This window comes from Arcobacter lacus (assembly GCF_003063295.1).
Lineage (GTDB): Bacteria > Campylobacterota > Campylobacteria > Campylobacterales > Arcobacteraceae > Aliarcobacter > Aliarcobacter lacus.
Genome location: NZ_MUXF01000005.1, coordinates 40372 through 65675, shown reverse-complemented (window position 1 = coordinate 65675; position 25304 = coordinate 40372). Strand labels below are relative to the sequence as shown.

Sequence of the window (25304 nt, the reverse complement as noted above, 5' to 3'; positions counted from 1 at the left end):
TAAGATTATATTTTATTTTTTTTGCTTTGTCTATCACCCATTAGGGTGATATTTACATTAAATTCTCTCTTTTTCGAACTTTTTTGCAATAAATAATAACAATATTCCACCCAAAACAATAAGAGCAGTAAGATATAAAGCATAATCATAATTGCCAAACTTTTCAATTAAATATACACTATATAAAGGAGCAATAACTTGTCCTACACCATAAGAAGTAGTTAAAGCACCCATTAAAATCACTGGATTTCCATGAGATAATTGTCCACCTAAATTCATAAAAAGCGCCACTAAACCTATAAAAGTACCACCATACAAAACCCCACTTAATAAATTTAAATAAATATTACTTGTAAATGCCGGAATTAAAATACCAATTGCTTGAAGAAGTAAAGCTATAATAATCATATTTATACTTCCGTAATTATGAGCTAATCTCATCCAAATTATACAAGATGGTATTCCAGCAAGACCAACTAAAGTCCAAGTTAAACTTCCATAACCTTCAAGTCCAGGAAGAGTATTTACAATATCAGGTAAAAATGTTGCTTGAACTACAAATCCTACACCTTCTGTAAAATAAGCCATAATCAATAAAATCACAAAAAAAGTAAAAATAGAAAAATCAAATTTATGTTTTACAACATTTTGTTTAACTTCTTTATCAAAAGATAAAATATACATTGCGTAACTTGCTAAAACTATTGCAAATATTGATAAAACTATCCAAGAATCTTGCCAAGTATATCCCAAACTCAAAACATATCTTGCTATTAAATCTGTTGTTAAAATAGAAAATCCTATACCACTAAAATGAATTCCCATAGCTTTCGTTTTACTTTCCATTTTGAGTTTTGTCATAACAATAGCTGAACCAACTACTAAAGCCATTGCTCCTGCAAATCCACCTAAAACTCTTGAAATCATCCAAAAAGTATCATTTGTGCTAAAACCTAAAACAAAAGTAGTTGCTATTGCTAAAACTATTCCCATTCTATAAAAAAGTACTTTTTGATTTATATCTTTTAAAAATACAGATAAAATCGAACCTGTTAAATATCCTGCAAAATTTAATGAAGCCAAAATACCTACAAATTTAATACTTAAATGATCTTCAAGCATTGGAGGAATAAGACCTGTAAAAGCAAATCTTGCTACTCCAATTCCTATAATAATTGAAAAAATCCCTGCAATTAAAATTGCTAGATTATCGTTCCTATCAAACAATCTACTCATCTTAAAATCCTATCTCTCTCAAATTTTGTTATAATATCACGAATAGTAATCTAGTGTCAAATAATCAATAATGATAGGTGATATAAGGAAAAATGATATGGATTTGAATTTATTAAAAGTTTTTGTAAGTGTTGCAAATAATAAAAGTATTTCTCTTGCATCAAATGAATTAAAATGTACTCAATCAAATGTAACTTCAAGAGTAAAACAATTAGAAAAGATTTTAAACTTAGAACTTTTTCATAGAGTTCCAAAAGGTGTGATTCTCACAAAATCAGGTGAAAAGTTTTATCCTCAAGCAATAGAACTAATACATAAAATGGAAAATTGTATTTCAAGTCTTACGAATGAAAATGAGATAAATTCTTTGAAAATTGGTTCAACTGATTGTAATGCTGTTGTAAGAATCTCTCCTTTTTTATTAAAACTTCATGAAGATTTTCCTCAAATGCAACTTGAACTTTTTACAGGAACTACAAAAAGTGTTACTCAACTTATTTTAGATTATAAAGTTGATATTGCATTTATTAGTGGTGAACCAAAAAATGATTCTTTAATGGTTTTAAAAAAATATGAAGAAGAAATAGCGATACTTGAACCACAAGGAGATAATACTCCAAATGTAACTTTAACTTTTAAAGAAGGCTGTATTTATGATGAATTCTTGAAAGATTATTACAAACAAAAAAATATTTATGTAGAAAAATCTCTATCTTTTGGAAGTTTAGAAACAATTCTTTCTTGTATAAAAGTAGGAATGGGAAAAAGTTTACTTCCTACAAGTATTGTAAAAAAGATGGGTTATGATAAAGATATAAAAATCACTGTTTTACCTAAAAAAGAGGCTTACATACCTACTTGTTTAGTTTGTAGAAAAGATTATATTCCAAAAATTAGTGACTATTTAAAGAATTTGGAATTATAAAATATCCTACTTTACACAAAGATTTAATTCAGGTCTTTCCTTTGAACCCCAATAACACATCGCATCTAAAATAGGAATAAGAGATTTTCCTCTTTGTGTTAAACTATATTCAACTTTTGGAGGAATCATTGGATACTCTTTTCTTGTGATTAATTTATCTGCTTCTAATTCTTTTAATTGGGAGCTTAACATCTTATAAGTGATGCTTCCTATTTTTCTTTGTAGTTCATTGTATCTTATAACTTCATACTCTGATAATAAGTATAAAATTATCATTTTCCATTTTCCAGAGATTAAAGATAAAGTATAACCAAATGGCGTTTCTGTAATATTATTTTCTTCATTTTTTTTCATAGATACTTTCCTAATTGATAGTATATTACACAAAAGTACATACTTACATTTTATTTTATATTTATATATAATCCTATCAAAATTTATAAAAAAAGGCTTTAAAATGAAAAAAATATTGGTAAATTTAGTTCACCCAAATATTGAGAATTCAGTTGTAAATAAAAAACTTATAAATGCAATTAGTAAATTAGAAAATGTAACTATAAACAATTTATATACAAACTATCCAAACTTTAAAATAGATGTAAAAAAAGAGCAAGAGTTATTGTTGAATCATGATGTTATTGTTTTTCAATTTCCAATGTATTGGTTTAGTTCGCCTGCACTTTTAAAAGAGTGGTTTGATTTTGTTCTTGAATATGATTTTGCTTATGGAGCTAATTATAAATTAGAAAATAAAGCTTTTGCTGTTGCTGTTAGTTGTGGAGGAGATGAAAAAGCATTTAGTGAAACAGGAAAAGATAAAAAAAGTGTTGAAGAGTATCTTTTTCCATTCTTTGGCACAGCAAATTATATAAAAATGGATTATAAAAAACCATTTATAACTTATGGAACAGAATATAAACTAAGTGATGAAGTATTAAATAAATATGAAGAAGATTATGTAAAATATATAAAAGAATTATCTAAATAGTAATCAATAAGCGATGAGTATAGGTGTTTTAGTTAAACTTCTGCTGTAAGTTTTATACTCATCGATTATCAATATTTTTGTATGAGTGATTATATCTATTTTTCATTTATTTTTGATTAGTTTTCAAGTTTAATTTAAAAATTTTATCAAATGGTAACACTTTAGTAAGGAATTATATAAAAAAGCCTACTAAAATTGTCAAAATACCTAAAATTGAGAGCCAAACAAAGCTAGAAATTGTTTTATCTTTCCCAAACCAAATTGTATATACGGCTTTTAAAATATTATTACTTCCTGCAGCAATTATTATAGCTGAAGCAATAACTGATGAATCAATAGAATATTTTCCTGTTAATAAAGACAAAATGAAAGGGTCAATATCTGTAAATCCAATAATTATTGATAAAAATTTTAATCCAGTTGAACCATAACTATCTACAACAAAATTTGTAATTAACATAGTAATAATAAATAAAAATGCAAAAATAAATGCCGTTCCTAACTCTAAAGGATTTGAATCTTCAACTTCAATTGTACTTACACCACTTGAAGCCTTTTTATAATATATAAAAGTAATTATTAAACAAATAAAAGACAAAACTAAAAAAGGTACTAATATTGTTTTTACAACTTCAACATTAAAAATATATGAAATTATTATAAGTCTTAAATACATCATCAAAGTTGCAGCAATAACTGAAGCTGTTATTAGATGATTTTTTTCTAAACCTTGTGCTTTTTTTGATAAAACAACAGTTGTTGCAGTTGATGAATAAATACCACCTATAATTCCTGTTAAAAAAATACCTTTTGAAGGGAAAAGATACTTTTGTACAATATATCCTGCATAAGAAATAGCAGAAATTACAACAACAGTAAGCCAAATTTTATATAAAGATATCCCTAAATAAGGAATGATTTTTTCTTCAGGAAGAAGTGGTAAAACAACAGCTGAAAGAAGTATCATTTTACCTAAAGTCTCTATTTCATAAATATTTATTTTCAAATTAAAATTTAATAATCTCTTTTTGGCATTTAATAAAAATATAGTAACCACAAAGATTAATGAACTAAGCCAAAAAGGAAAAAGATTTGTTAAAGGTCCAAAACTATAAACAACAACAGCAACAAGATATAACACGATGCTATTTTTTTCTGCTAAAAGTCTATAATAAAGCATTGAATAAAGTAGTGTAATAGCTAAAAATCCAGCAATATATACTGAAAAATTATTTGGCTCAATTTTATAAAATATAAATCCAATAATTCCTATAAAAGTATAAGTTCTTGTTGTTCCTAAAAATATTTTTGAATCATTGGCATGAAACTTCATTTTATACGCTTTTAATTCCAAACCTATTAAAAAACTAAAAACTGTTGTTAAAATAAAATACGTTAAAAGTAAATTTATATCCATATATTTAGGTTCCTTTCTAAAATCTTAAAATAATACCATTTATTTAATAACTTTTTTTAAAATCAATTATTAAATTTAAATAATTGCAACTATAAATATATATCTTGATAACTTTGCAATAGTAACTAAAATTACAAATTTTTTAAAATCATATTTTAAAATACCAGCAACAAAAGTGATTGGGTCGCCAATTATTGGTAACCATGAAAAAAGAATAGTTATAAATCCATATTTATCAAAGTAGTTTTTACAAATATTTATATATTTCTCTTTTATAAGATTTTTTTCTATTAAATATTCTTCACCTTTTAAACCTAAATAATAATTTACAATAGAACCTAAACTATTTCCTAATGTAGCAAAAAATAGCAATAAATAAATATTGTAACCTTCTTTTATATCATAAATTAATAAAGCTTCACTTCCAAGTGGAAACAAAGTTGCAGATATAAAACTTACGAAAAATAGTGTTAAATAGACCATAAATATACTTCTTTTATAATAGATTAAACATTGCTAAGTTATAATTCGAGCCTTTAAAGAAGAACATTGAGAATATCTTGATATTTTGAATGCTCTTCTTTAGACCCTTTCAAGCATTTCTAAAGACACCGCCCCAGGATGGGAACATAGCAAGGCACCTTTTTTAGTGTTGTGTTTGGGTATCTGGAGAGGAGTACTTTTAGTACTCTTTATATCAAATCACTAAAATCTTCATTTAAAATCAAAAGTTTTTTTTCTTTTTTGTTATAAATAAATCTTTTATCACCATTTTTTATAGATTTAAATATAATATTTTTTATTTCAGCATCTGTTTTATTTGCTCTTTTCATAATAACAAAAAACTCTTTTAAAGGTAAAAAATCACTACTATTAGTTTGATTTTTATTTTCTAATTTTGGTTTATAAATACCTTTCATTTCATTAAAAGCACTTTGAAGTAATTTTATTTCACTATTAAAAACTTCAATAATCCTTTTTTGATTTTTTTCAAGTCTATAAATTTCTGAAATATATTGTTTTTTCATCCATTTTATAGATTTTTTTAGAAGTTCTATTTGTTCATTTTTAACTTCAATTATCTCATTTATATTATTTTGTTGTTTATGATTTTCTGTTTTTTCTTCAAAATTATATTTTTGTGTATCATCAACATAAACATACACTTTTCCATCTTTTTTCAAAGATTTTAGTTGATTTTTTTTTATACGATAGTGTATTCCTTGTAAAGATAAGCCCAAGATTTCAGCTGCTTGTGCTGTTGTAACTAATCTTTCCAAAACTATTTCCTATAACTTTGCGCTATCTATTTCAATAACTGTATGAACATTTCCTCTTGGTTTAAAATCAGCAATTACTTTAAGCCATTTTGGTTCTAATTTAGTATAAAGAGTATCAAATATTTCATTTGCAGAATTTTCATGAGAAATATATCTATTCATAAAAGAGTTAATATAAATTTTTAGTGCTTTTAGCTCTATAACTTTTTTATTTGGAGTATATTGTATTTTTATTGTTGCAAAATCTGGATAACCACTTCTTGGACATTTTGCCATAAATTCTGGTAATTCAATATCTATAATATAATTTTTTGAGTTTTCATTTGGCCAAAAATTTTCTTCATTATTAATATCAAACTCTAATATCTCTTTTTCACCATATTTTATTTCCATCTTACAACCTTATTTTTTGTCTTAAGTGGCTATTTTACCCAAAACTCACTTATAAAGATTACTAAGCTTTATCAGATATAATTGTAAGATAGTTTTAAATGGTTAAGGATTCTAAATGAATGAAAAAATTTATGATATTATAGTTATTGGAGCTGGAAGTGCAGGAATAGCCTGTATTATTGAAGCAAAACTTAAAAATATTGAAAATACTTTGCTTATTGAAAAAACTTCAAATCATTCAGAAACTATTAGAAAATTTTATAAAGATGGTAAAAGAGTAGATAAAGATTGGAAAAATCAAATAACTAATCTAGAAGGAAATATTGATTTTATTGATGGAACAAAAGAATCAACACTTAACTATTTTGATGAATTATTAAATGAATATAATATTTCACCCATTTATGATACTGAAGTTGAAAAAATCATAAAAAATGAAAATACAAATCTTTTTGAAGTTCATACTTTAAATAAAATTTATCAAACAAAATATGCCATTATTTGTATAGGCAAAATGGGAAAACCAAATAAACCTGATTATAAAATTCCAACAAATATAAAAAAATATATCAATTTCAACTTAGATGATTGTACAACAAATGAAAAAATCTTAATTGTTGGTGGAGGAAATAGTGCAGCTGAATATGCCTGTTTTTTATCCGATGAAAAAAATAATGTAACTTTAGCATGTAGAAAACCAGTTTTTACAAGATTAAATTCTATAAATGAAGAATTTGTTATGCAATATCAAAATGATAAAAAATTAACTATAAAAATGAATAAAGAGATAAAAGAATTAGAAGATGAAAATGAAAAAGTAAAAGTTATATACACTGATGAAAGTAGTGAAGTTTTTGATAGAATAATATACGCTATTGGAGGAACTACACCAATTGATTTTCTGAAATCCTGTGGTGTAAAAATAGATAAAAACTCTCATCCTATTTGTGATGAAAATTTCGAATCAACTACAAAAGGTATCTATATTGCAGGTGATATAGCTTCTAAAGGTGAAGGATCTATTGCTATTGCTTTAAATCATGGTTATCATATAATAAATAATATTTCGAATAAAAACGTATAGAAAATTTCTATACGTCTAAGTGTTCAACATCTTTTGCATGAGATTCAATATAATTTCTTCTAGGCTCTACTTCATCACCCATAAATAGAGTAAATGTATCACTAGCTACTTCAGCATCTTCTATTTTAACTCTTAAAAGTCTTCTATTATCAGGAATCATTGTAGTTTCCCATAATTGCTCTGGATTCATCTCTCCAAGACCTTTATATCTTTGAATATAAGCACCTTTTTTAGCTAGAGTTTCAATTTCTTCTAATAATTCTATTAAATCTTTACCTTCAAATACAGATAAATCTCTCTCTTTTAATTTACTAAAAATATAAGTTGCTTCACTAAAATATGGTGATGCAAATAATTCTTCATCAATTATTAATTCTTCTAAACCTTCATTTGTTTGTACAAAAAGTTGAATTCTATCTTCAAGTATTGTTTTAGATAAAATGTTATAACCTTTTTCTTCAATAAAAGTTTTTATATTTTCATATAAATCTTTAAACTCTAAATTTACTAAATCACTATTTTCAATCAAGTGTTTTAAAACTTCAAGTAAAGAGTATCTTTTTCCTAATTGTTCTAACATAGCTCTATATTTTGAAACAATTTTGAATAAATCCAATAAATCGTTATATCCTAAACCTTCAAATTCAAATGATTCTAAACCATTTTCAATTAAAAATGCAGATAATGCATTATTATCTTTTAAATAAATTTCATTTTTACCTTTTTTATATCTATATAAAGGTGGTTGAGCAATATATAAATAACCTTTTTCAATAACTGGTCTTAAAAATCTAAAGAAGAAAGTTAAAAGTAATGTTTGAATATGGCTACCATCAACATCGGCATCCGTCATAATAATGATTTTATGATATCTGATTTTTTCTTCATCAAAATCTTCACCAATACCACAACCAAGTGCAGTAATCATATTTCTAATTTCATCAGATTTTAAAATTTTATCAAGTCTAGATTTTTCAACATTTAAAATCTTACCTTTTAACGGTAAAATTGCTTGGAAAACTCTATCTCTTCCTTGTTTTGCTGAACCTCCAGCAGAATCTCCCTCAACCAGATATAATTCTCTAATTGATGGATCTTTACTTTGACATTCAGCAAGTTTACCTGGAAGTGTTCCAACTGTCATTGCATCTTTTTTTCTAGTTAAATCTCTTGCTTTTTTAGCAGCTTCTCTTCCACGTGCAGCCATTAAAGCTTTTTCCATAATAGCTTTTGCAGCTGTTGGATTTTCTTCAAAATATTTATCTAAAGCATCACCAGTTAATTTTTGAGTAATTGGTTTTACATAAGAACTTCCAAGTTTTCCTTTTGTTTGACCTTCAAATTGAGGTTCTGGAACTCTTACAGAAACAACTGCAATCAAACCTTCTCTTACATCATCACCAGTTATTTTTGTATCTTTTTCTCTTGCAGCAGCGTTTTCATTTAAATATTTAACAATACTTCTTGTAAGTCCTGCTTTAAATCCAGCTTCATGAGTTCCACCATCAATTGTTCTAATATTGTTTACAAAAGATAAAGTTTTTTCTATATAAGTATCATTATACATTAAAGCAATATCAACTTCAACATCTTCAATTTTATCACTAAAATATATTGCTTCACAAACTGCTGTTTCTTTATTTAAATCTTCAACAAATTGTTTAATCCCACCTTCAAAATGATAAATTTCTTTTGTTTTTGTATGTTCATCTTCAAGTGTAATAGAAATAAATGGATTTAAATATGCAACTTCTCTAAATCTTTTTGCAAGAATTGCAAATTCATATTTAGTAACTTCAAAAATAGTGTCATCAGCTAAAAATTCAACAGTTGTTCCAGTTTTTCTTGGACTTTCTCCAATTACTTCTAAAACACCTTGAGGTATTCCTTCTTTAAATTCTTGATAATGAATTTTTCCTTCTCTATAAATAGTTACTTTTAAGTGTTTTGATAAAGCATTTACAACTGAAACCCCAACACCATGAAGTCCACCAGAAACTTTATATGTATCTTTATCAAATTTTCCACCAGCATGAAGTACTGTTAAAACAACAGTTGCTGCACTTATTCCTTCTGTTGGGTGAATTGCAGTTGGAATACCTCTTCCATCATCTTCAACTTTTATCCAACCATCTTTTGTCATTGTAACTTTAATATTTCTACAAAATCCTGCCATTGCTTCATCAATAGAGTTATCTACTACTTCATAAACTAAGTGATGTAAACCATTTATATTAGTATCACCAATATACATACCTGGTCTTTTTCTAACAGCTTCAAGACCTTTTAAAACTTTAATATTACTAGCACCATATTCTTGTTGTGACATAATTTACTTCCTTAATTTATATTATTTTTCTAAAACTATTGGCATTACTATTGTAATGAATTTATCATCTTCTAAATAAAATGGTAAATTTGATTCATTAAATCCAATTTTTACTTTTTCATTATTTGTCATACTTAAAAAGTCTAATAAATATTTAGCATTTACAGCTAAGAAAAATTCACTTGGGATATTTAAATCTATATCAATTTGAGTTTTTGCTTCACTATCTTCATCAAGTGATTCAAAAATTATAGATTTTGAGTTAAATGTAATTTTTATATTTGAGAAAAGCGAAGTTACAAGTTTGATTGATTCAACTAAAACATTTTTTGGCAAAAAGAAATTATGTTTTAAATTTGAAGGAATGATTCTTTCATAATCTGGAAATTTACCATTTATTAATTTTGTAAAAAATTTAGTATGTTGATTTGAAATAACTAAATTTGTATTATCAAAAGAAATTTTTGCTTCATCTAAAAAAAGTTTTTGAATTTCAATAATTGCTTTTTTAGGAATAATTAATTGTGCTTCGTCATTATTTATATTTTCTAAAAAAGATAAAGCTAATCTTCTTGTATCAGTTGAAACAAAATTTATTTTTTGACTTTTTATATCAAGTAATGCACCATTTAATTCAAACTTTGGATTATTGTTATCAATAGCTGGAGTAATTTTTCTAATAGAATTTATAAAGTTTATTGTAGATATTGATAACTCTTTTAGATTTTCAGATTTATTTAATACAGGAAATTCATTTGCATCATAAGTTGGTAATTTAAATGTTGATTTATTTTGTTTAATAACTAAGTTGTTATTTATAGCTTCTAAAATAATATCTTCATTTTTTAATCTTTTGATTATTCCTAATAAATTAGAACCATTTACTGTTGTTTTCCCATCTACTGTATTTGTAAGATTATCTATAAAAGATTCTAATCCTATTTCATAATCAGTAGCTTTTATAATTAAGTTAGAGTTATTAATTTCTAAATATATATGTGATGTAATTGCACTAGAATCTTTTTTTTCTAAAAAAGGTTGCATTGATGCTATTACATTTTCAAGAATATTTTTTGTGATTACAAACTTCATTTTTTCTCCTATATTTTATATTTAAATTAGTAAAAGCAGTAGTCTATGTGAAAAGATGAAAATACATTCTTAGAGTCTATAAAATGGGTATTTAACCAAGTGATTAAAAACTCTTTTATATTCACATCTTTTCACACAAAGCATTAAAACTTTTTTACTACTCCCTACTATTGATGATTTTATTTTTTAAATTTTCAATGATTAATTTGAAATTTTCATCTTTTTCAATTAACTCATTTGCTTTTTTAATATTGTGCGAAATTGCACTATGATCTTTCATACCTAAAAACTTTGCAATATCAGGCATAGAGTTGTGAGTTAACTCTCTTACTAGATAAATTACAATTCTTCTTGCATTTGCAACTGTTGCTGTTCTTTTTTTAGACTTAATATCACTTGGTTTGATATTTAGCTGATTTGCAACAATATTTATGATATCTGGAAGTTTTACATTCTCTTTTGTTTCTTTAATCTGTTCTTTTAATAAACCTTGAACCATTGGAAGAGTAATTTCTTGATTTAATAAAGATGCACTTGCATTAATTCTGATCAAAACACCTTCAATCTCTCTAATTGAATTATCAAGGTTTGTAGCAATAAAATTGATTATTTCTCTACTTAAACAAATACCATTTAATTCTGATTTTTTTTCAATAATAGCTATTTTTGTCTCAAGTCCAGGAATTTGTACATCAGCTGTTAATCCCCATTCAAATCTTGATTTTAATCTATCAACAAGTCCAGCTATTTGTGATGGCAGTCTATCACTTGTCATTACAATTTGTTTTTTTGCATTATGAAGTTCGTTGAAAGTGTGAAAAAATTCTTCTTGAGTTTGTTCTTTTCCACTTAAAAATTGAATATCATCTATTAGTAAAACATCACATTTTCTATATTTATTTCTAAAATGTTCCATATTTTTATTTTTAATTGAAAAAGTAAAATCATTCATAAACTGTTCAATAGTTACATAAATAACAGTATTTCCTTTTTCAATAGCATGATTTCCAACAGCTTGTAAAAGGTGAGTTTTTCCAAGTCCCGTTCCACCATAAATAAATAAAGGATTGTATTGAACACCTGGTTTATTTGCTACGGCAAGTGAGGCATTATAAGCCATTTGGTTTGATGGTCCTACAACGAATGAATCGAATGTATAAGATGGATTTAGTATTGTACTTTCTGTTGATTCATTTTGTATTTGTTCTTTTAAAATCTCTTTTTTAGATTTTTTTTCATTTGATAGTTTTATTTCAATAGTTGGCTTTGAACCATCGTAAATTTCGAAACAATGCTGTATTAAGTTTGTAAATTTACTTTTTATCCAAGAAGCTATATATTTATTATTTACTTCGAAAATGGCAATTTTATTATCTGATGATACTTTTTTATAAACTAATTGTTTTAAGTATCTTTCGTAATCGATTTGATTTGCTTCTTTTTGAATAATTGTTAAAAACTCTTTAGTTGTCATTTATTTGTAAACTCTTTATTTAATCGTAATTGTAGATATTATATCGAAATTTTTTATAAAAGAACTTCAATGAAATACAAATAGTAAAATTTATCTAAATCTAAGAGTTGTACACGTAGTGAATAAACTGTGAATAATTTTTTTCTTTTAGATAAAATATTTTTATACAAATACGATATAATCGAATTTTAAATTATGTGAATAAAAATTATTAATAAAGAGTGAAAAGTTGAAAATATTAGGAATAGACCCAGGAACTAGAAATTGTGGATATGCGATTGTTGAAAAAAATGGAAGAGATTTAAAACTTATTGAAGCAGGTCTAATCAAAATAAAAACAAAAATTTTACAAGAGCAAATTGTAGAGATGACAGAAGGCTTAGATTTACTTTTTAAAAACCATAAAATAGATCAAGTTTCTATAGAAGATATGTTTTATGCTTTTAATCCAAAAACGGTTATAAAACTAGCTCAATTTAGAGGAGCAATTAGTTTGAAGATTTTACAAGAGTTTGGAAATTTTAGTGAATATACTCCACTTCAAGTAAAACAAGCAGTTACAGGAAATGGAAAAGCAACAAAAGAACAAGTTGCTTTTATGGTAAAAAGACTTTTAAATGTGAAAAAAGAGATAAAGCCACTTGATATTACTGATGCAATCGCAATTGCATTAACTCACGCTCAAAGATTGTAATTAAACTTTAGATATAATCAAAACTTTAAAAAATTAGGATGATTTTAATGACAAAAATAGGAATATTAGCTTCATATAATGGTAGTGGATTTGAGACTATTCAAAAGGCTATTGAAAATAAAATACTTGATGCAAAAGTTGTAGTTGTTATTACAAATAATACAAATGCAGGAGTTTTAGAAAAAGCAGAATCTTACAATATTCCATATTTTATAATAAATGATAAAAGATATCCTGAACAAGATATTGATGACAAAATCACAAGATTACTTTTAGAGTTTGGTTGTGATTATATATTTTTATCAGGATATATGAAAAAAATAGAATCAAAACTTTTAAAAGCATATCCTAACAAGATAATAAATACTCATCCCGCAATTTTACCTTCAATTTATGGAGGAGTTGGAATGTATGGAAGATTTGTTCATGAAGCAGTTATTAAAAATGGTGAAAAAGAATCTGGAGTTACAATACATTTTGTAAATGAGGTTTATGATGAAGGTGAAAAGATTTTAGTAAAAAAACTAAAATTAGAAGAAAATGAAACAGTTGACACTCTTGAAGAAAAAATAAAAAACTTAGAAAAAGAGGCAATTGTAGAAGCATTTGAAAAACTATTAGCTTAAAAGCTAATAGTTTTTTTATTTAAAAGTAGCAGCTAAATCTTCAGTTGTTTTGATATATTTTACATCAGTAATTTTTGAATTATCTAAAGTAATAATAGTAATTTTGTCTTTTTCTACAGGAAATAAAACTTTATTTTCTTCATCAATCAATAAAATTGGAAAAGAATAATTTTTCATTTTTGGTAATGCAATAAATTTTGTAATTAAACTAGGCATACCAGTAATATCTGCAACATAAACTATATGATTAGTTGTTAAAAAATCATTTCCTTTAGAATTTAAAAATTCTTTAATAGTATTACTTTCATCTTTTGTTGCACTAAAAATGATAGTTTTTACATTTGAGTCAAGAGTATGTTCTTTTTCAAATTGATCTTTGATTTTTAGTTCTGGAACAGAGTTATTAACAGTCAAAGGGTTAGCAAATGCAACAACACCTAAAAAAATTGTAAGTAGCAATTTTTTAATCATAAATTTTTTCCTTTAATTAAAAATATCAAAAGTTTATCTATAAAAAGTAAATGAAAAGTTAATTTTCTTTTGATAAAGTTGGAAGATGCCATTTTCTATAATAAGCAACAATTCTCAACGCTACACCCAAAATAAAAACTATTGATAAAGTAAATAAGTTTCTTATTTCTAAAAGTTCTAAAATATAAACAGCAATACCTACAATCAATGCTACACTTGCATAAAATTCTGAAACTAATATAAATGGAACTTTATTGATTAAAATGTCTCTTATCGTTCCACCACCAACAGCAGTTATAAAAGCAAGAATTAATACACTTAAAAAATTAAAACCACTATTTATTGCAATAATTGCTCCAGCAATAGAAAAAGATACCAAACCAATAGCATCAGAAATAACAAATGCCCATTTTCCTTCTAAGTCATCGATTTTATGAAGTTTGAATAACATAGCTATTAAAACTGTCGAAATAACTAAAATTAAAGGAAGATTTGAAGTAAAAACATAAGGTGTTCTATCTGCAAGAACATCTCTTATCATACCACCACCAAAAGCAGTTAAAAAAGCAGCAATAAAAACTCCCAAAATATCAAGTTTATTATAGACTCCCATTAGAAATCCACTAAGAGCAAAGCAAATAATTCCTATAATATCTGCAATCTCAAATGCACTCATAAAAGTTCTTTCATAGCAAGTGCAGTTTGTCTAATCTCCCATTGTGCGTGTGAATCATCTCTTAATCTAAAATAGTTTGCAAGTTGAGTTGGTTGAAAAGCTCCCCAAATTTGTGAATAACCAGCTTGTGGGATTATTCTTCTAGCTTCTTGAGGTTTAACACCATTTTCTAGTAGTTCAAAATATAACTCTTCACTTTGTTTTATCAAAGCTTCAACTTTTGGATTATTTTGTAGTTTTTCACTAATATAAAACTCAAAAGGAACTCTTTTTCCACTTACATATCTTCTACTTAATTCTTGCCAGTTTACTCTATGTCTTACCATTTGACTTCGTGTTGGAAAATCAACTTTATATAAAAATACTTTGAAGTATTGTTTTATAATTTCACACTCAATTTCTGTATTGTAGATAGTTCTAATATCAAAACTATAGGCATTTTCATTGTTTTCAAAATCATAAACCAAAGCTCTATAATTTGTAAGAAGATATTTTCCATCACAAATAAGTTCACCAAATTTTTTTACATTTGAGTATTCTAAAGCTAATATCTCTTTATGTTTTTCATTTGTTGGGTCAAGTAATACTGGTACAAACTCAAAACTTGAACTTGGAAGTCCTTTACTTTCAGCTGCAAGTCTATTGTATAATGATTCACTTCCTAAAGCATTTGGATTTTGATAACAAATTGAAGCAACTTGAGTAATAGCTAAGATTCTATTTTCTTCATTTAAGTTTGCTTTTGAAAAATCCCAATTTTCCACAAATGCAATATTATCTCCAAAAATATTCTCTTTTTTATTTATCAATTGAATCATTTTATACCCTTTTTCTTAATTGCGTGAATTATACAAAAAAAACTATTTGAATTCATTAAGTATGAAGTTATAAATATTAGTTTTGATATTATATTAAAATTATTTTATCATTGAGTTGGTACAAAAATGAGTATAAAAAGAATCCTGAAAATTAGTTTTGCAATGATGTTATTTATAGTTTTTATAATAGGATTTATAAATACAATAATTATTTATCAAATTAGAGAGAATGATTCTACAAAAGAATTGATTGCTAACTTAGTATCAATGCAAGAAAATATGAATGAATTACTAAAAGATGTGACTAATATAAATTCATTAAAAGAATTAGAACTAAAAAAAGAAAAGTTTTTAAAATATGAACTTGAATTCGAAGCAATTGAAAAAAATTTTGAAGCAAAAGATGAAAATGATTTTGTGGATATTTTTATCTCAGATATTCATAAAAATGAACTTATTTCAACAAAATTGAATTTCTTATATGAAAATGAAAAAGAAATAGAAGATGCCTTTTATATTATTTATGATTTAGAAAATAAAAAGTTAGATTTAAAAGAAAATATTGAAAACCAAATTATAAAAGAACTCGATATAAAAATTGAAGAATTGAAAAATAAAATTTATAATGTAATTAATCAAAATAAAGTTTATAGTTCTGATATTGAAAAAAAGATAGCACAATTATCCGCTGATTTTATTAATTATACATATTTTAGTATTTTATTTTTACTTTTAATAATTGGTTCTTTTATAATAATTTTAGGTTATAAAGTTTACAAAAATATAGGTTTATCTGTTGATGAAATTGAGACAAAAGTACAAGAAGGTTTAGAAGAGATAAGAAATCTAAATCATGAAATAGAAAATACTCAAAAAGAAGTAGTTTTTACTATGGGTGCAATTGGAGAAAGTAGAAGTAAAGAGACAGGAAATCACGTAAAAAGAGTTGCAGAATATTCAAAGCTTTTAGCACTTTATTATGGTTTAAATGAAAAAGAAGCAGAGATGCTAAAACAAGCAAGTCCGATGCACGATATAGGAAAAGTTGCAATTCCTGATGCAATTTTAAATAAACCTGGTCGTTTTGATGAAGATGAGAGAGAAATTATGAATACTCATGCAGCTTTAGGTTATGAAATGTTAAAACATTCAAATAGACCTTTACTAAAAATGGCTGCAATTGTAGCAAATGAACACCATGAAAAATGGGATGGAAGTGGATATCCAAAAGGGTTAAAAGGTGAAAATATTCATATTTATGGAAGAATAACTGCACTTGCTGATGTTTTCGATGCTTTAGGAAGCCATAGAGTTTATAAACAAGCTTGGGATGATGGAAAAATTTTTAATCTTTTCAAAGAAGAGAGAGGAAAACATTTTGATCCAAAACTTGTGGATATTTTCTTTGAACATTTAGATGAGTTTTTAAAAATTAGAGAAACTTTTAAAGATAAGTTTTAAAAAGATTTATTATGACTTATATTGTTCCAAACTATTTTATAGAAAAAAATGATAGTAGAATTATTGATTTAGAAGAGATTTATTGCGTAAATTATATTACAAAATATCGAGAAGATTTTTTATCCATTAGAAATACAATGCACGCAGTTATGATTCCTTTAATTGGTCAAAAAGTTATAACTACAAAGGAAGAAAAATTAGATATTAACTCTTCAAATATCTGTTTTTTGTATCAAAACAACTATTTTTTAAGTAAAAGAGTAAATGAAAATCTAAAATACAAATCAATAGTTTTGTTTTTTAGTGATAAGTTTGTATTGGATTTTATAAAAAAATATAAAATAAAGATTGATAAAAAATCTGAAATAGAACTTTTTAATTTTGATTATTCAAAGTTTGAAGAGTTAAAAATAGCTATAAAATCTTTTGAAAACTATTTGGAAAAGGATTTTTCTAAAGAGCTTTTAAAACTAAAAATAGAAGAGTTATTTCTTTTAGTTTTACAAAAAGATGAAAAGAGTTTGATACAGTTTTTCAATAAAATTTTAAATACTACAAAAGATAGAATCAGATATATTTTAGAATCAAATCTTGATTTTGTAAATAGTTTTGAAGATATCTGTTTTTTGACTAGACAAACTCCTTCAAAAATTAGAAAATATTTTAAAGATGAATTTAACACAACGCCAAAACTTTGGATAAATGAAAAAAGATTGGAAAAAGCAACTTTGTTATTGAAAACAACAGATGAAACAATCTCTCAAATTGCAACTTCATGTGGATATTCAAGTGTATCTTGGTTTATTTTAGAGTTTAAAAAAAGATATAACTTAACACCAAAAGATTACAGATATAAAATATAACTTTTCTTATACTTTTAATTTTTTAAAAAATATAAAATCTTCTAAAATAAAAAGGAATTTTATATGAATGAAAATAGTTGGAATGCAGATGATTATTCACAAAAAGCAAGTTTTGTTTCAAATTTGGCTTTTTCTTTAGTTAATATTTTAGATGTGAAAAAAGATGAAAAGATTTTGGACTTAGGTTGTGGTGAGGGAACTTTAGCAATAAAAATACAAAATCAAGGTGCAAATGTAATTGGAATTGATTTAAGCGAAGAGATGGTTTTAAAAGCAAAAGAAAAAGGTATAGAAACTTTTGTTATGAGTGTTACGGATTTAAAATTTGAAGATGTGAGTTTTGATAAAGTTTTTTCAAATGCTGTATTACATTGGGTTAAAGATTTGGATAAAAGTGCAAAAGAAATAGCTAGAGTTTTGAAAAAAGATGGAAAGTTTGTAGCTGAATTTGGTGGTTATGGAAATATAAAATTTTTATGCGAAGCGATGGATGAAGTTTTTTTAACGCATAAAGATTTTGGAGAGTTTAATAATCCTTGGAATTTTATAAGTGATATCGAATATAAAAAAATATTAGAAAAAAATGCTTTTGAAGTTGAATCAATAGAGTTGATAGATAGACCAACAAAAATTGAAGATATAAAAGTTTGGTTGGATATTTTTGCAAATGGAATCACTAAAGATTTAACAACAAAACAAAAAGAGATTTTTAAAGAAGAGGTTGAAAAGATTTTAAAAAATAAAATCTACTCAGAAGAGTTTGGTTGGCTTGCTGATTATGTAAGATTAAGAGTTGTTGCAAATAAATTATAAAACAATTTTAAAAATATTATAGTCATTTTCATAAGAGTAAAGTAGCTGAAAATTGTGTCTATCAAGGATTTTTTTTACGATACTAAGTCCTAATCCAAAGCCATCTCTTTGAGATAGTTCTTGTGTAAAAGGTTTTAGATAGTATTCAAACTCTTTTGAGAGTTGTTTCCCTTTATTTGAAATAGAGATTTGATTTTTATCTACTTTTATGATTATTGGAAATGAAATAGCATATTTTAAAGCGTTATCAATCAAATTTTTGAAAGCTATTGAAAGATAATATAAATCGGCATTTATTTTAAAATCTTCATTTATATCTATTTGGATTTTTGATTCATCTTCTAAATAGAGTTTTCCTAAAGATTCTAAAACTAAAGTTTCTGCACTAAATGTTGATATATTTAATTTTGCAAGATTTAGTTTTTCAAGTTCTATTAGTTCATTTGTTAAACTTTCTAAATCTGAAAAAATCTTTTTTAGTAACTCTTTTTGTGAAAAATCATCTATTTTTTCAATCGCAAATTTTCCTTTTGCTATTGGAGTTCGTAGTTCATGTCCTATATCTCTTAAAAGTTCTTCTCTTGTTTTTATAGAGTTTTCAAGTGAACTTGCCATACTATTAAAAGTTTTTGCTAAAGTTCCTATTTCATCTTTTGAGTTTATATTTATTCTTGTTGATAAATCACCATTTGCAAAATTTTTTATCTCTTTTGTTATTGTTTTTAAAGGAGAAAGGAGTTTTAAAAGATATAAAAAAATTAGAAAAAGTGCAAAAATATCTAAAAATACAAGGAAATTTAAAATTATTTTATCGTTGAGGTTTTGTTCATCTGGTGTTTTTAAGATATATTCTTCATCTAAATAGTTTATTTTTATAATAAATTCATCTTCAAAATGTTTTTTCAAAATAGTAATATTTCCAAAAGTATAATTTTGTTCATAAATAATCTTTGCATCGGAAATTTTAAAATCTTTCATTATTTTTAGATTGTTTTTATGAAATAGGTAATTTATATGGTTTTTATTTTCAATATTTCTAAAAACTTCTTCTATTACTTTTAAATATTTGTCTTTTATTAGATTGTCCATTCTTTTAGAATTTATATTATCAACCCATAAACCAATGATTGTCATTAGAATTAGACTTATTATGAATAAAAAAGAAATTTTTTTAAAAATTGACATTTTAACCTACAAACTTATAACCAATACCCCAAACGGATTTTATATATTTAGGGTTTTTAGAATCATCACCAATTTTAAATCTAATATTTGATATATGCATATCAATAGTTCTATTTTTTGTATTTATATCTAAAGAGCTTGCATTTAGAATTTGCTCTCTTGAAGAGATTTTATTTTGATTTTCAACTAAAAATAGAAAAATCTCAAACTCAATTTTTGTTAAATCTACTGGATAATTATCTACTAAAACTGTACGATTTTCTTTATCAATGATAAAATTACCAATATTTATTGTTTTATTAAAATCTTTTTTTAAAATATGTTCTATTCGTAAAACTAGCTCTCTTGGTTCATAAGGTTTTGCTAAATAATCATCTGCTCCAAGTTCAAATCCATGGATTTTATTTCCAATATCTCCTCGTGCACTTGAGATAACAATAGGAATATCTTTTATCTGTTTTAATTTCTTAAATAAATCAAATCCATCCATTTCAGGAAGCATCAAATCAAGAATGATTATAGAGTAGTTATTATCTATTTTAAAATGTTCTAATACATCTTTTGGTTGGTCAAATGCAACACAATCAAAGTCGTATTCTTTTAGATATTCAACTATTAGTTTTTGCATATCTTTATCATCTTCAATTAATAAAACTCTTTTATTCAATTTCCCATTCCTCTAAATAATCTGCAAACTCTTCTCTTTGTTTTTTATTTAAAACTTCATGTATTTTTTTTATTCGTTTTACTTCAAGTTTTGTAGCTTTAGTTTTTAAATCCATAACTATTTTATAATATAACTCTTCATTAAAATTATCAGATTCAATTATATCTTCTAAAATATCTTCTTGTTCATCTTTATATTCATAAAACTCTTTATAATCTTTTTTTAAATCAAGTAAAGCTTTTTTTATAACCTTTACTTGATCTTCATTTAAATCTAAATAGTCTAAATCTTTGTATGAATACTTATGCTTATTATCTGCATTTAAAATTAAAACAAAACTAATTAAAAGTAGAAATATCTTTAATATTTTCATATTATTAATCCTTTTTCAATATCACTATGACAAGCTTTACAGTTTGCTTTACTTTTAACTTGTGGATTTTCAAAAACTTTTTCTGGAATCTTTTTATGTTTTTTCTTCCAGTAACTCGTTTGGCTTAGAGCTATTATATCTTGATTATTAATTGAATTCAAAAAATTCCAACTTGCTTTATAAGAAGAGTTTTCTGCACTATTTTTTATCAAAAAATCTAAAATATTTTTATTTGTTTGCACATCAAGAGAAGCATCATCTCCAAAATGATTCTCTAAATCTGCCATAATTAGTTCCCATGATTTTTTAGGTAAAAGATTTGGTGGGATAAAGAGTATGGCAACTTCCACACTCGGTTACAAAAACTTCATTTTGTACTTTGTAATCTATTGGTTCAAATTTTGAAGCAATAAATATATTTTTTGGTTCTATTAAATTAAATACCAAAAATCCAATAAAAAGTATAAACATAAAAAGAGCAAATATCTTTTGGAAAATATTTAATTTTATATTTTCACTCTCATTTGTCATTTTATAACCTGTAACAATTGAGTTTAAAGTTTGATGTTTTTTATGTAAAAATCTATCTAATATTACACCACTTATATGAGCAACAATCAGTGCTATAAGAATATTTGCTAAAATTTCGTGAATCTCTTTGAATAGTTTCATATTTTTGAAATAAGAGTCATTTAAAAAAGCTAAAATACCTTTTCCTTCTTGTATCCCAAAAGCTAAAATACCAGTAACAATTACTAAAAAAGTTACTATTAACATAGCTATCATTACATAAGATGCTAAAGGATTATGACCAATATATTTTTGGTTTTCTTCAAAAATATTATTTAAAAACTCTTTTATATTCTTTTTGCCTCTTGGAAAGTCTTTAAATTTTGAATATTTAGGTCCAAAAAATCCCCAAAACAATCTAAAAGCTAAAAGAATTAATATAGCATAACCAGCAACCGCATGATAATTTAATAATTTATCATCATCAGTTAAAAATGCTAATAGTATAAAAACTGCAAACAAAGAGTGGAAAACTCTTGTTGGCAATGACCAGATATATGATTTCTCCACAATTTCCTCCTACTTTTTATCCCATTTCCCATAATTTGGGATATCTACATCTTCATCACTAAAAACACCTTTTTGTGCATTTTTATGACAAGCAGTACAGTTAAATAATCCTTTTACTTCTTTTTGTGAGATTAAATCTTTTCTGATTTCTTTATGTTTTCTTTTTATATAAGGCATAGTTGAAATAGCATCTGGAATTTCATTTGGTGCTAAACTCTCAACTATTTTTTTACTTCTTTTGAAATTCATATTTTTTTCAGCACTATTATCATTTAAATATTTTGATAAAGTCCTGAAAGTTTCTTCATCAACTGAAGCATCATCACCAAAATGATTACTTAGATTTTCCATCATTTTATTCCATGCGTTACTTGGTAAAAGCCCAGCTGGATATGCAAAATGGCAACTTCCACACTCTTTTTTGTAAACTTCATTATTTACAGGTGCTACGCTTATTTTCAAATTTTCAGCGTATAAACAACAACTAATGATACTTAAAAAAATTAACTTTTTCATATTTTCCTCTTTATTTATTTATGATATATGTTATAACATCACCTTTTTGAATAGCTGTTCCTTCTTTGTTATAAACATCATTGAAATTTCTTTTTAACCATTTTTCAATTTCATTGATATCGGTTAATCTTTTTTGATTTGTTTTTGGTGAAAGTGGTTCTATAGTTTTACCTGTAAAGAAATTTTCATGTGATTTCGTCAAATCGGTACCGTGACATGATGTACATGAAATCTCTTTACCTTTTTTTCCTATATGTTTTGAAGTGAAAATTTCTTCACCTCTTTTTGCATCAAAATTTTTAAAGTTTGGATCTTCTTTTAAAGCTTCTTGTTTTAAAGAGTTCAAATATTCATCAATAGTCGAACTAAAACTAAAGCTTATCAGTAAAGCAGCAAAAATTAGAATTTTCATAAAATACTCCTAAATATTTTTATATTTAGAAGTTTAGAATAATAGTTTAAAGTTTTATTCTGAATTTACTTGACAATTTCTTGACAATATATATTTAGATTGTGGTTGATTTTTTAAATTTTGTTTTGTCTAAAAATGAAATGAATTTTACGATGAGTAAAATAATGAGCCAAGCTGAAATCATAGTTACTAAAGTATGGCTTAAAAAATGGTGACCAATTAACATTTTATAACCACCAGTTAGAACACCAATACTTACTCCAATACTTAAGGCAATATTTCTATTTCTTTTTGCTTTAAATAAAAAATATATAGCCATTAAAGAAAATCCTATTGTAGCATGACCAGCAGGATAACATTTTAATATTTTAGGTGGAGTATTATCTTTTGGATATGAACTAAAAAGTTTAACTTCAGGATATTTACCACCATAATCAATGACATTAAAAGGACAAGGCATATTTGTAACACTTTTTAACCCAGCTAAAGATGGAACAAACATCATAGATAATAAAAGAATAAGTAAACCTTTTTTATAAGTATGTAATATATTAAATCTTTTGAAAAAAGATAAAATAGTTAGAATCAGAACTAAAACAGAAAAAATCTTAAATAATTTTTTAAAGCCATCATAAAAAATAAATTTTAAAACTTTGTCATCTCCTGATACTAGCCAAAGTTTATTTTCAAAATTATAAAAATGATTTTGAACAAACATATCAATATTTGAAAAATCAAAAAGTAAAATCACAGCTATTAATAAAATAGCTGTGATTATTATTTGTTTATTGAGGTTTTCTTGCGTCATTTAAAATATCCATATCTTTTTTATAAATTTTTGTTTCAACTTCAAATAGCCCTAAAAGAGTATGAAATAGATTATCTTGAGAGAAATTTTTATCTTTATATGAAATTAATTTATTTATATCATAATCTTTAGACATTTCTCCATCACCTAACCAAATAAATGATGCTACATTTATTTGCTCTTTTGGAGCTATTGCATAAGGCATACCATGTAAATATATACCATTTTCTCCTAAACTTTCACCATGATCACTTATGTAAACAAGTGCAGTTTTTTTTGTTTTAGAATAAGGTTTTAAAAAGTTTATTGCTTTTGATAAAAAATAATCTGTATATAAAACAGCATTATCATAAGCATTTCCTATCTCTTCTTGAGTACATTCTTCTAGTTGATTTGTTTTACAAACGGGAGTGAATTTTTCAAACTCTTTTGGATATCTTTTATAGTAAGCTGGTCCATGATTTCCCATTTGATGAAGTACTATTAAAATATCTCTATCTTTATTTTTTTCAATATAATTTTCAAGTCCAACAAGCATACCTTCATCTCTACACTCTTCTTCATTACAGATTGTATTCGTAGTAGGTGTTTTAAAATCTTCATAATCAACTCTTAAAGCAACACCTTTTGAATCTGAATTATTATCTCTCCATAATACCGCAATATCTTTTGTATCATTTAAAACATCTAAAACATTTTCAGTTGAAATACCTTTTTTATAACTATAATTATCTTTTCCAAAAATTGAGAACATACAAGGAATTGAATGTGCAGTTGAAGTTCCACAAGAGTACATATTTGGAAAATTTATAATCTTTTCTTGTTTTAAAAGAGGATTTGTCTCTTTTTCATAACCATTCATAGAAAATCTATCGGCTCTTGCTGTTTCTCCAACTACTAAAATAATTAGTTCTTTTTGTTCTTCTATTGGTTCTACTATTTTTGAATCTTTTCCAATCTCTTCAAGAGTTGTTGGAGCTACATCCATAGACTTATTTATATAATTTCCTATACTATACATCCAAAATATTGGATTTATATTATATCTTAGAGGTTTATGTTCTCTAAAAAATGAAGTATAAAATTTACTAAAACTAAAGATTATTACTAAAATTAAAACTAAAGATAAAAGTATAGTTTTTAGTTTTGAAAATAGTTCACCTTTAAAAGACTTATATTTGATTTCTGTTTTATATATAAAATATGCTGGAAGGATTGCTAAAAAGATTACATATAAAACAAGTTTGAAACTAAATAAATCTTTAGATTCATTTAGATTTGTTTGTAAACTATTTCGAATCATTTCTGTATCAATAACAACACCATAACTATCCATAAAATAAGCAGTAAATGCCGAGATTACAAATAGAGTAATCAAAATAGGTTTAGTTGTATATTTTGAACTAAAAATTGTAAAAATAAGAGTTAACAAACTTACCAATAAAATTGCTGTTGATAAAATATAAATTATATTTAGTCCATGAAAACCATAAGTATTTATAGTATTCTTGAAAAACGAAAAATTATAAAAAAGAGTAAAAAAGATAGAACTAAATAATATTAGTTTTTGTTGAGATAAATGCTTCAAAAATTGCCTTTGCGTTTAATATTTACGAATTTTAA

General features: G+C 25.0%; 28 protein-coding genes, 1 other RNA gene and 1 pseudogene. 9 read left to right on the top strand and 21 right to left on the bottom strand.

The window, feature by feature from the left end; translation table 11 throughout:
• Nucleotides 1-57: 57 nt before the first annotated feature.
• Complete coding sequence (locus tag B0175_RS03760) at nt 58-1236, bottom strand: YbfB/YjiJ family MFS transporter (protein WP_108527346.1); 1179 nt, start codon at nt 1234-1236, stop codon at nt 58-60.
• Between the two features lie 97 nt (nt 1237-1333).
• Here B0175_RS03760 and B0175_RS03755 point away from each other — a divergent pair, with 97 nt between their 5' ends.
• Nucleotides 1334-2161: a LysR family transcriptional regulator gene (locus B0175_RS03755; protein WP_108527345.1), complete on the top strand. Its 828-nt coding sequence runs from the start codon at nt 1334-1336 to the stop codon at nt 2159-2161.
• Between the two features lie 6 nt (nt 2162-2167).
• Here B0175_RS03755 and B0175_RS03750 read toward each other — a convergent pair whose 3' ends face one another.
• Nucleotides 2168-2515 (bottom strand): winged helix-turn-helix transcriptional regulator, encoded by a 348-nt coding sequence (locus tag B0175_RS03750; RefSeq protein WP_108527344.1) that lies wholly within the window; start codon nt 2513-2515, stop codon nt 2168-2170.
• Between the two features lie 103 nt (nt 2516-2618).
• Between B0175_RS03750 and B0175_RS03745 the strand changes: the two genes are divergently transcribed.
• Nucleotides 2619-3149 carry an NAD(P)H-dependent oxidoreductase gene (locus B0175_RS03745; RefSeq protein WP_108527343.1) on the top strand — a complete coding sequence of 177 codons (531 nt, stop codon included), beginning with the start codon at nt 2619-2621 and terminating at the stop codon, nt 3147-3149.
• A gap of 172 nt (nt 3150-3321) precedes the next feature.
• On the opposite strand, the gene B0175_RS03740 is transcribed toward B0175_RS03745, so the two are convergent.
• Together B0175_RS03740 and B0175_RS03735 are read right to left on the bottom strand one after the other, a co-directional pair.
• Nucleotides 3322-4566, bottom strand: a complete 1245-nt coding sequence (locus B0175_RS03740; RefSeq protein WP_108527342.1) for an MgtC/SapB family protein — start codon at nt 4564-4566, stop codon at nt 3322-3324.
• Between the two features lie 75 nt (nt 4567-4641).
• A complete protein-coding gene (locus B0175_RS03735) occupies nt 4642-5049 on the bottom strand; it encodes a YqaA family protein (RefSeq protein WP_108527341.1) in 408 nt (135 codons plus the stop codon).
• Nucleotides 5050-5145: 96 nt separating this feature from the next.
• Between B0175_RS03735 and ffs the strand changes: the two genes are divergently transcribed.
• An RNA gene (gene ffs, locus B0175_RS11400) (signal recognition particle sRNA small type) lies at nt 5146-5242 on the top strand.
• Nucleotides 5243-5258: 16 nt separating this feature from the next.
• Here the strand turns inward: ffs and B0175_RS03730 are convergent.
• Nucleotides 5259-5846, bottom strand: a complete 588-nt coding sequence (locus B0175_RS03730) for a MerR family transcriptional regulator (RefSeq protein ID WP_108527340.1) — start codon at nt 5844-5846, stop codon at nt 5259-5261.
• Between the two features lie 9 nt (nt 5847-5855).
• Nucleotides 5856-6233: a preQ(1) synthase gene (gene queF / locus B0175_RS03725; protein ID WP_034226946.1), complete on the bottom strand. Its 378-nt coding sequence runs from the start codon at nt 6231-6233 to the stop codon at nt 5856-5858.
• Between the two features lie 121 nt (nt 6234-6354).
• Between queF and B0175_RS03720 the strand changes: the two genes are divergently transcribed.
• Complete coding sequence (locus B0175_RS03720) at nt 6355-7323, top strand: NAD(P)-binding domain-containing protein (protein ID WP_108527339.1); 969 nt, start codon at nt 6355-6357, stop codon at nt 7321-7323.
• Between the two features lie 7 nt (nt 7324-7330).
• Here the strand turns inward: B0175_RS03720 and gyrB are convergent, their stop codons facing one another.
• The 3 genes from gyrB to dnaA all read right to left on the bottom strand — a co-directional run bounded on the left by gyrB (nt 7331) and on the right by dnaA (nt 12218).
• Nucleotides 7331-9652 (bottom strand): DNA topoisomerase (ATP-hydrolyzing) subunit B, encoded by a 2322-nt coding sequence (gene gyrB / locus B0175_RS03715; RefSeq protein ID WP_108527338.1) that lies wholly within the window; start codon nt 9650-9652, stop codon nt 7331-7333.
• Nucleotides 9653-9673: 21 nt separating this feature from the next.
• Nucleotides 9674-10744: a DNA polymerase III subunit beta gene (dnaN, locus tag B0175_RS03710; protein ID WP_108527337.1), complete on the bottom strand. Its 1071-nt coding sequence runs from the start codon at nt 10742-10744 to the stop codon at nt 9674-9676.
• Nucleotides 10745-10901: 157 nt separating this feature from the next.
• Nucleotides 10902-12218, bottom strand: coding sequence for a chromosomal replication initiator protein DnaA (dnaA, locus tag B0175_RS03705; RefSeq protein WP_108527336.1), 1317 nt, complete (start codon nt 12216-12218; stop codon nt 10902-10904).
• Between the two features lie 229 nt (nt 12219-12447).
• Between dnaA and ruvC the strand changes: the two genes are divergently transcribed.
• Nucleotides 12448-12912, top strand: coding sequence for a crossover junction endodeoxyribonuclease RuvC (gene ruvC / locus B0175_RS03700; RefSeq protein ID WP_004510037.1), 465 nt, complete (start codon nt 12448-12450; stop codon nt 12910-12912).
• A gap of 47 nt (nt 12913-12959) precedes the next feature.
• Complete coding sequence (gene purN, locus B0175_RS03695; RefSeq protein ID WP_108527335.1) at nt 12960-13538, top strand: phosphoribosylglycinamide formyltransferase; 579 nt, start codon at nt 12960-12962, stop codon at nt 13536-13538.
• A gap of 15 nt (nt 13539-13553) precedes the next feature.
• Here the strand turns inward: purN and B0175_RS03690 are convergent, their stop codons facing one another.
• The 3 genes from B0175_RS03690 to B0175_RS03680 are packed head-to-tail and all read right to left on the bottom strand — an operon-like array spanning nt 13554 to nt 15503.
• Nucleotides 13554-14009, bottom strand: coding sequence for a hypothetical protein (locus B0175_RS03690; protein WP_108527334.1), 456 nt, complete (start codon nt 14007-14009; stop codon nt 13554-13556).
• A 58-nt stretch (nt 14010-14067) separates the two neighbouring features.
• Nucleotides 14068-14685: a trimeric intracellular cation channel family protein gene (locus B0175_RS03685; protein WP_108527333.1), complete on the bottom strand. Its 618-nt coding sequence runs from the start codon at nt 14683-14685 to the stop codon at nt 14068-14070.
• Nucleotides 14682-15503, bottom strand: coding sequence for an FAD-dependent thymidylate synthase (locus B0175_RS03680; protein WP_046994299.1), 822 nt, complete (start codon nt 15501-15503; stop codon nt 14682-14684). The genes B0175_RS03685 and B0175_RS03680 overlap by 4 nt, the downstream gene beginning before the upstream one ends.
• Before the next feature lie 816 nt (nt 15504-16319).
• Between B0175_RS03680 and B0175_RS11310 the strand changes: the two are divergent.
• The 3 genes and pseudogenes from B0175_RS11310 to B0175_RS03665 all read left to right on the top strand — a co-directional run.
• Nucleotides 16320-16964: pseudogene (locus B0175_RS11310) on the top strand (HD-GYP domain-containing protein); the annotation flags it as partial.
• An 11-nt stretch (nt 16965-16975) separates the two neighbouring features.
• On the top strand, nt 16976-17827 hold the full coding sequence (locus tag B0175_RS03670) for a helix-turn-helix transcriptional regulator (RefSeq protein ID WP_108527331.1): 852 nt from the start codon (nt 16976-16978) through the stop codon (nt 17825-17827).
• Between the two features lie 63 nt (nt 17828-17890).
• On the top strand, nt 17891-18640 hold the full coding sequence (locus tag B0175_RS03665) for a class I SAM-dependent methyltransferase (protein ID WP_108527330.1): 750 nt from the start codon (nt 17891-17893) through the stop codon (nt 18638-18640).
• Here B0175_RS03665 and B0175_RS03660 read toward each other — a convergent pair.
• From B0175_RS03660 to B0175_RS03620, 9 genes are all read right to left on the bottom strand, one after another.
• Nucleotides 18635-19825 (bottom strand): ArsS family sensor histidine kinase, encoded by a 1191-nt coding sequence (locus tag B0175_RS03660; protein WP_108527329.1) that lies wholly within the window; start codon nt 19823-19825, stop codon nt 18635-18637. The genes B0175_RS03665 and B0175_RS03660 overlap by 6 nt on opposite strands.
• A 1-nt stretch (nt 19826) precedes the next feature.
• Nucleotides 19827-20492 (bottom strand): response regulator transcription factor, encoded by a 666-nt coding sequence (locus B0175_RS03655; RefSeq protein ID WP_020848719.1) that lies wholly within the window; start codon nt 20490-20492, stop codon nt 19827-19829.
• A complete protein-coding gene (locus B0175_RS03650; RefSeq protein WP_004510025.1) occupies nt 20485-20865 on the bottom strand; it encodes a hypothetical protein in 381 nt (126 codons plus the stop codon). Before B0175_RS03650 ends, B0175_RS03655 begins: the two co-directional genes overlap by 8 nt.
• Nucleotides 20862-21152: a cytochrome C gene (locus B0175_RS03645; protein WP_265735062.1), complete on the bottom strand. Its 291-nt coding sequence runs from the start codon at nt 21150-21152 to the stop codon at nt 20862-20864. The genes B0175_RS03650 and B0175_RS03645 overlap by 4 nt, the downstream gene beginning before the upstream one ends.
• Before the next feature lie 19 nt (nt 21153-21171).
• The gene (locus B0175_RS03640) at nt 21172-21945 is read right to left on the bottom strand and encodes a cytochrome b/b6 domain-containing protein (protein WP_108527328.1); all 774 of its coding nucleotides are present in this window, start codon (nt 21943-21945) and stop codon (nt 21172-21174) included.
• A 9-nt stretch (nt 21946-21954) separates the two neighbouring features.
• Nucleotides 21955-22461 carry a diheme cytochrome c gene (locus B0175_RS03635; RefSeq protein ID WP_108527327.1) on the bottom strand — a complete coding sequence of 169 codons (507 nt, stop codon included), beginning with the start codon at nt 22459-22461 and terminating at the stop codon, nt 21955-21957.
• Nucleotides 22462-22471: 10 nt separating this feature from the next.
• Nucleotides 22472-22873: a DUF1924 domain-containing protein gene (locus B0175_RS03630; RefSeq protein WP_108527326.1), complete on the bottom strand. Its 402-nt coding sequence runs from the start codon at nt 22871-22873 to the stop codon at nt 22472-22474.
• Between the two features lie 94 nt (nt 22874-22967).
• On the bottom strand, nt 22968-23681 hold the full coding sequence (locus B0175_RS03625) for a phosphatase PAP2 family protein (RefSeq protein WP_108527325.1): 714 nt from the start codon (nt 23679-23681) through the stop codon (nt 22968-22970).
• A complete protein-coding gene (locus tag B0175_RS03620) occupies nt 23659-25269 on the bottom strand; it encodes a phosphoethanolamine transferase (protein ID WP_108527324.1) in 1611 nt (536 codons plus the stop codon). Before B0175_RS03620 ends, B0175_RS03625 begins: the two co-directional genes overlap by 23 nt.
• Between the last annotated feature and the right edge of the window lie 35 nt (nt 25270-25304).

Bases quoted from the DNA above. Each gene is read 5' to 3' on its own strand.
- B0175_RS03760 (WP_108527346.1), bottom strand. From the start codon at position 1,236: ATGAGTAGATTGTTTGATAGGAACGATAATCTAGCAATTTTAATTGCA.
- B0175_RS03755 (WP_108527345.1), top strand. From the start codon at position 1,334: ATGGATTTGAATTTATTAAAAGTTTTTGTAAGTGTTGCAAATAATAAA.
- B0175_RS03750 (WP_108527344.1), bottom strand. From the start codon at position 2,515: ATGAAAAAAAATGAAGAAAATAATATTACAGAAACGCCATTTGGTTAT.
- B0175_RS03745 (WP_108527343.1), top strand. From the start codon at position 2,619: ATGAAAAAAATATTGGTAAATTTAGTTCACCCAAATATTGAGAATTCA.
- B0175_RS03740 (WP_108527342.1), bottom strand. From the start codon at position 4,566: ATGGATATAAATTTACTTTTAACGTATTTTATTTTAACAACAGTTTTT.
- B0175_RS03735 (WP_108527341.1), bottom strand. From the start codon at position 5,049: ATGGTCTATTTAACACTATTTTTCGTAAGTTTTATATCTGCAACTTTG.
- B0175_RS03720 (WP_108527339.1), top strand. From the start codon at position 6,355: ATGAATGAAAAAATTTATGATATTATAGTTATTGGAGCTGGAAGTGCA.
- gyrB (WP_108527338.1), bottom strand. From the start codon at position 9,652: ATGTCACAACAAGAATATGGTGCTAGTAATATTAAAGTTTTAAAAGGT.
- dnaN (WP_108527337.1), bottom strand. From the start codon at position 10,744: ATGAAGTTTGTAATCACAAAAAATATTCTTGAAAATGTAATAGCATCA.
- dnaA (WP_108527336.1), bottom strand. From the start codon at position 12,218: ATGACAACTAAAGAGTTTTTAACAATTATTCAAAAAGAAGCAAATCAA.
- purN (WP_108527335.1), top strand. From the start codon at position 12,960: ATGACAAAAATAGGAATATTAGCTTCATATAATGGTAGTGGATTTGAG.
- B0175_RS03690 (WP_108527334.1), bottom strand. From the start codon at position 14,009: ATGATTAAAAAATTGCTACTTACAATTTTTTTAGGTGTTGTTGCATTT.
- B0175_RS03685 (WP_108527333.1), bottom strand. From the start codon at position 14,685: ATGAGTGCATTTGAGATTGCAGATATTATAGGAATTATTTGCTTTGCT.
- B0175_RS03680 (WP_046994299.1), bottom strand. From the start codon at position 15,503: ATGATTCAATTGATAAATAAAAAAGAGAATATTTTTGGAGATAATATT.
- B0175_RS03670 (WP_108527331.1), top strand. From the start codon at position 16,976: ATGACTTATATTGTTCCAAACTATTTTATAGAAAAAAATGATAGTAGA.
- B0175_RS03665 (WP_108527330.1), top strand. From the start codon at position 17,891: ATGAATGAAAATAGTTGGAATGCAGATGATTATTCACAAAAAGCAAGT.
- B0175_RS03660 (WP_108527329.1), bottom strand. From the start codon at position 19,825: ATGTCAATTTTTAAAAAAATTTCTTTTTTATTCATAATAAGTCTAATT.
- B0175_RS03650 (WP_004510025.1), bottom strand. From the start codon at position 20,865: ATGAAAATATTAAAGATATTTCTACTTTTAATTAGTTTTGTTTTAATT.
- B0175_RS03645 (WP_265735062.1), bottom strand. From the start codon at position 21,152: ATGGCAGATTTAGAGAATCATTTTGGAGATGATGCTTCTCTTGATGTG.
- B0175_RS03635 (WP_108527327.1), bottom strand. From the start codon at position 22,461: ATGAAAAAGTTAATTTTTTTAAGTATCATTAGTTGTTGTTTATACGCT.
- B0175_RS03630 (WP_108527326.1), bottom strand. From the start codon at position 22,873: ATGAAAATTCTAATTTTTGCTGCTTTACTGATAAGCTTTAGTTTTAGT.
- B0175_RS03625 (WP_108527325.1), bottom strand. From the start codon at position 23,681: ATGACGCAAGAAAACCTCAATAAACAAATAATAATCACAGCTATTTTA.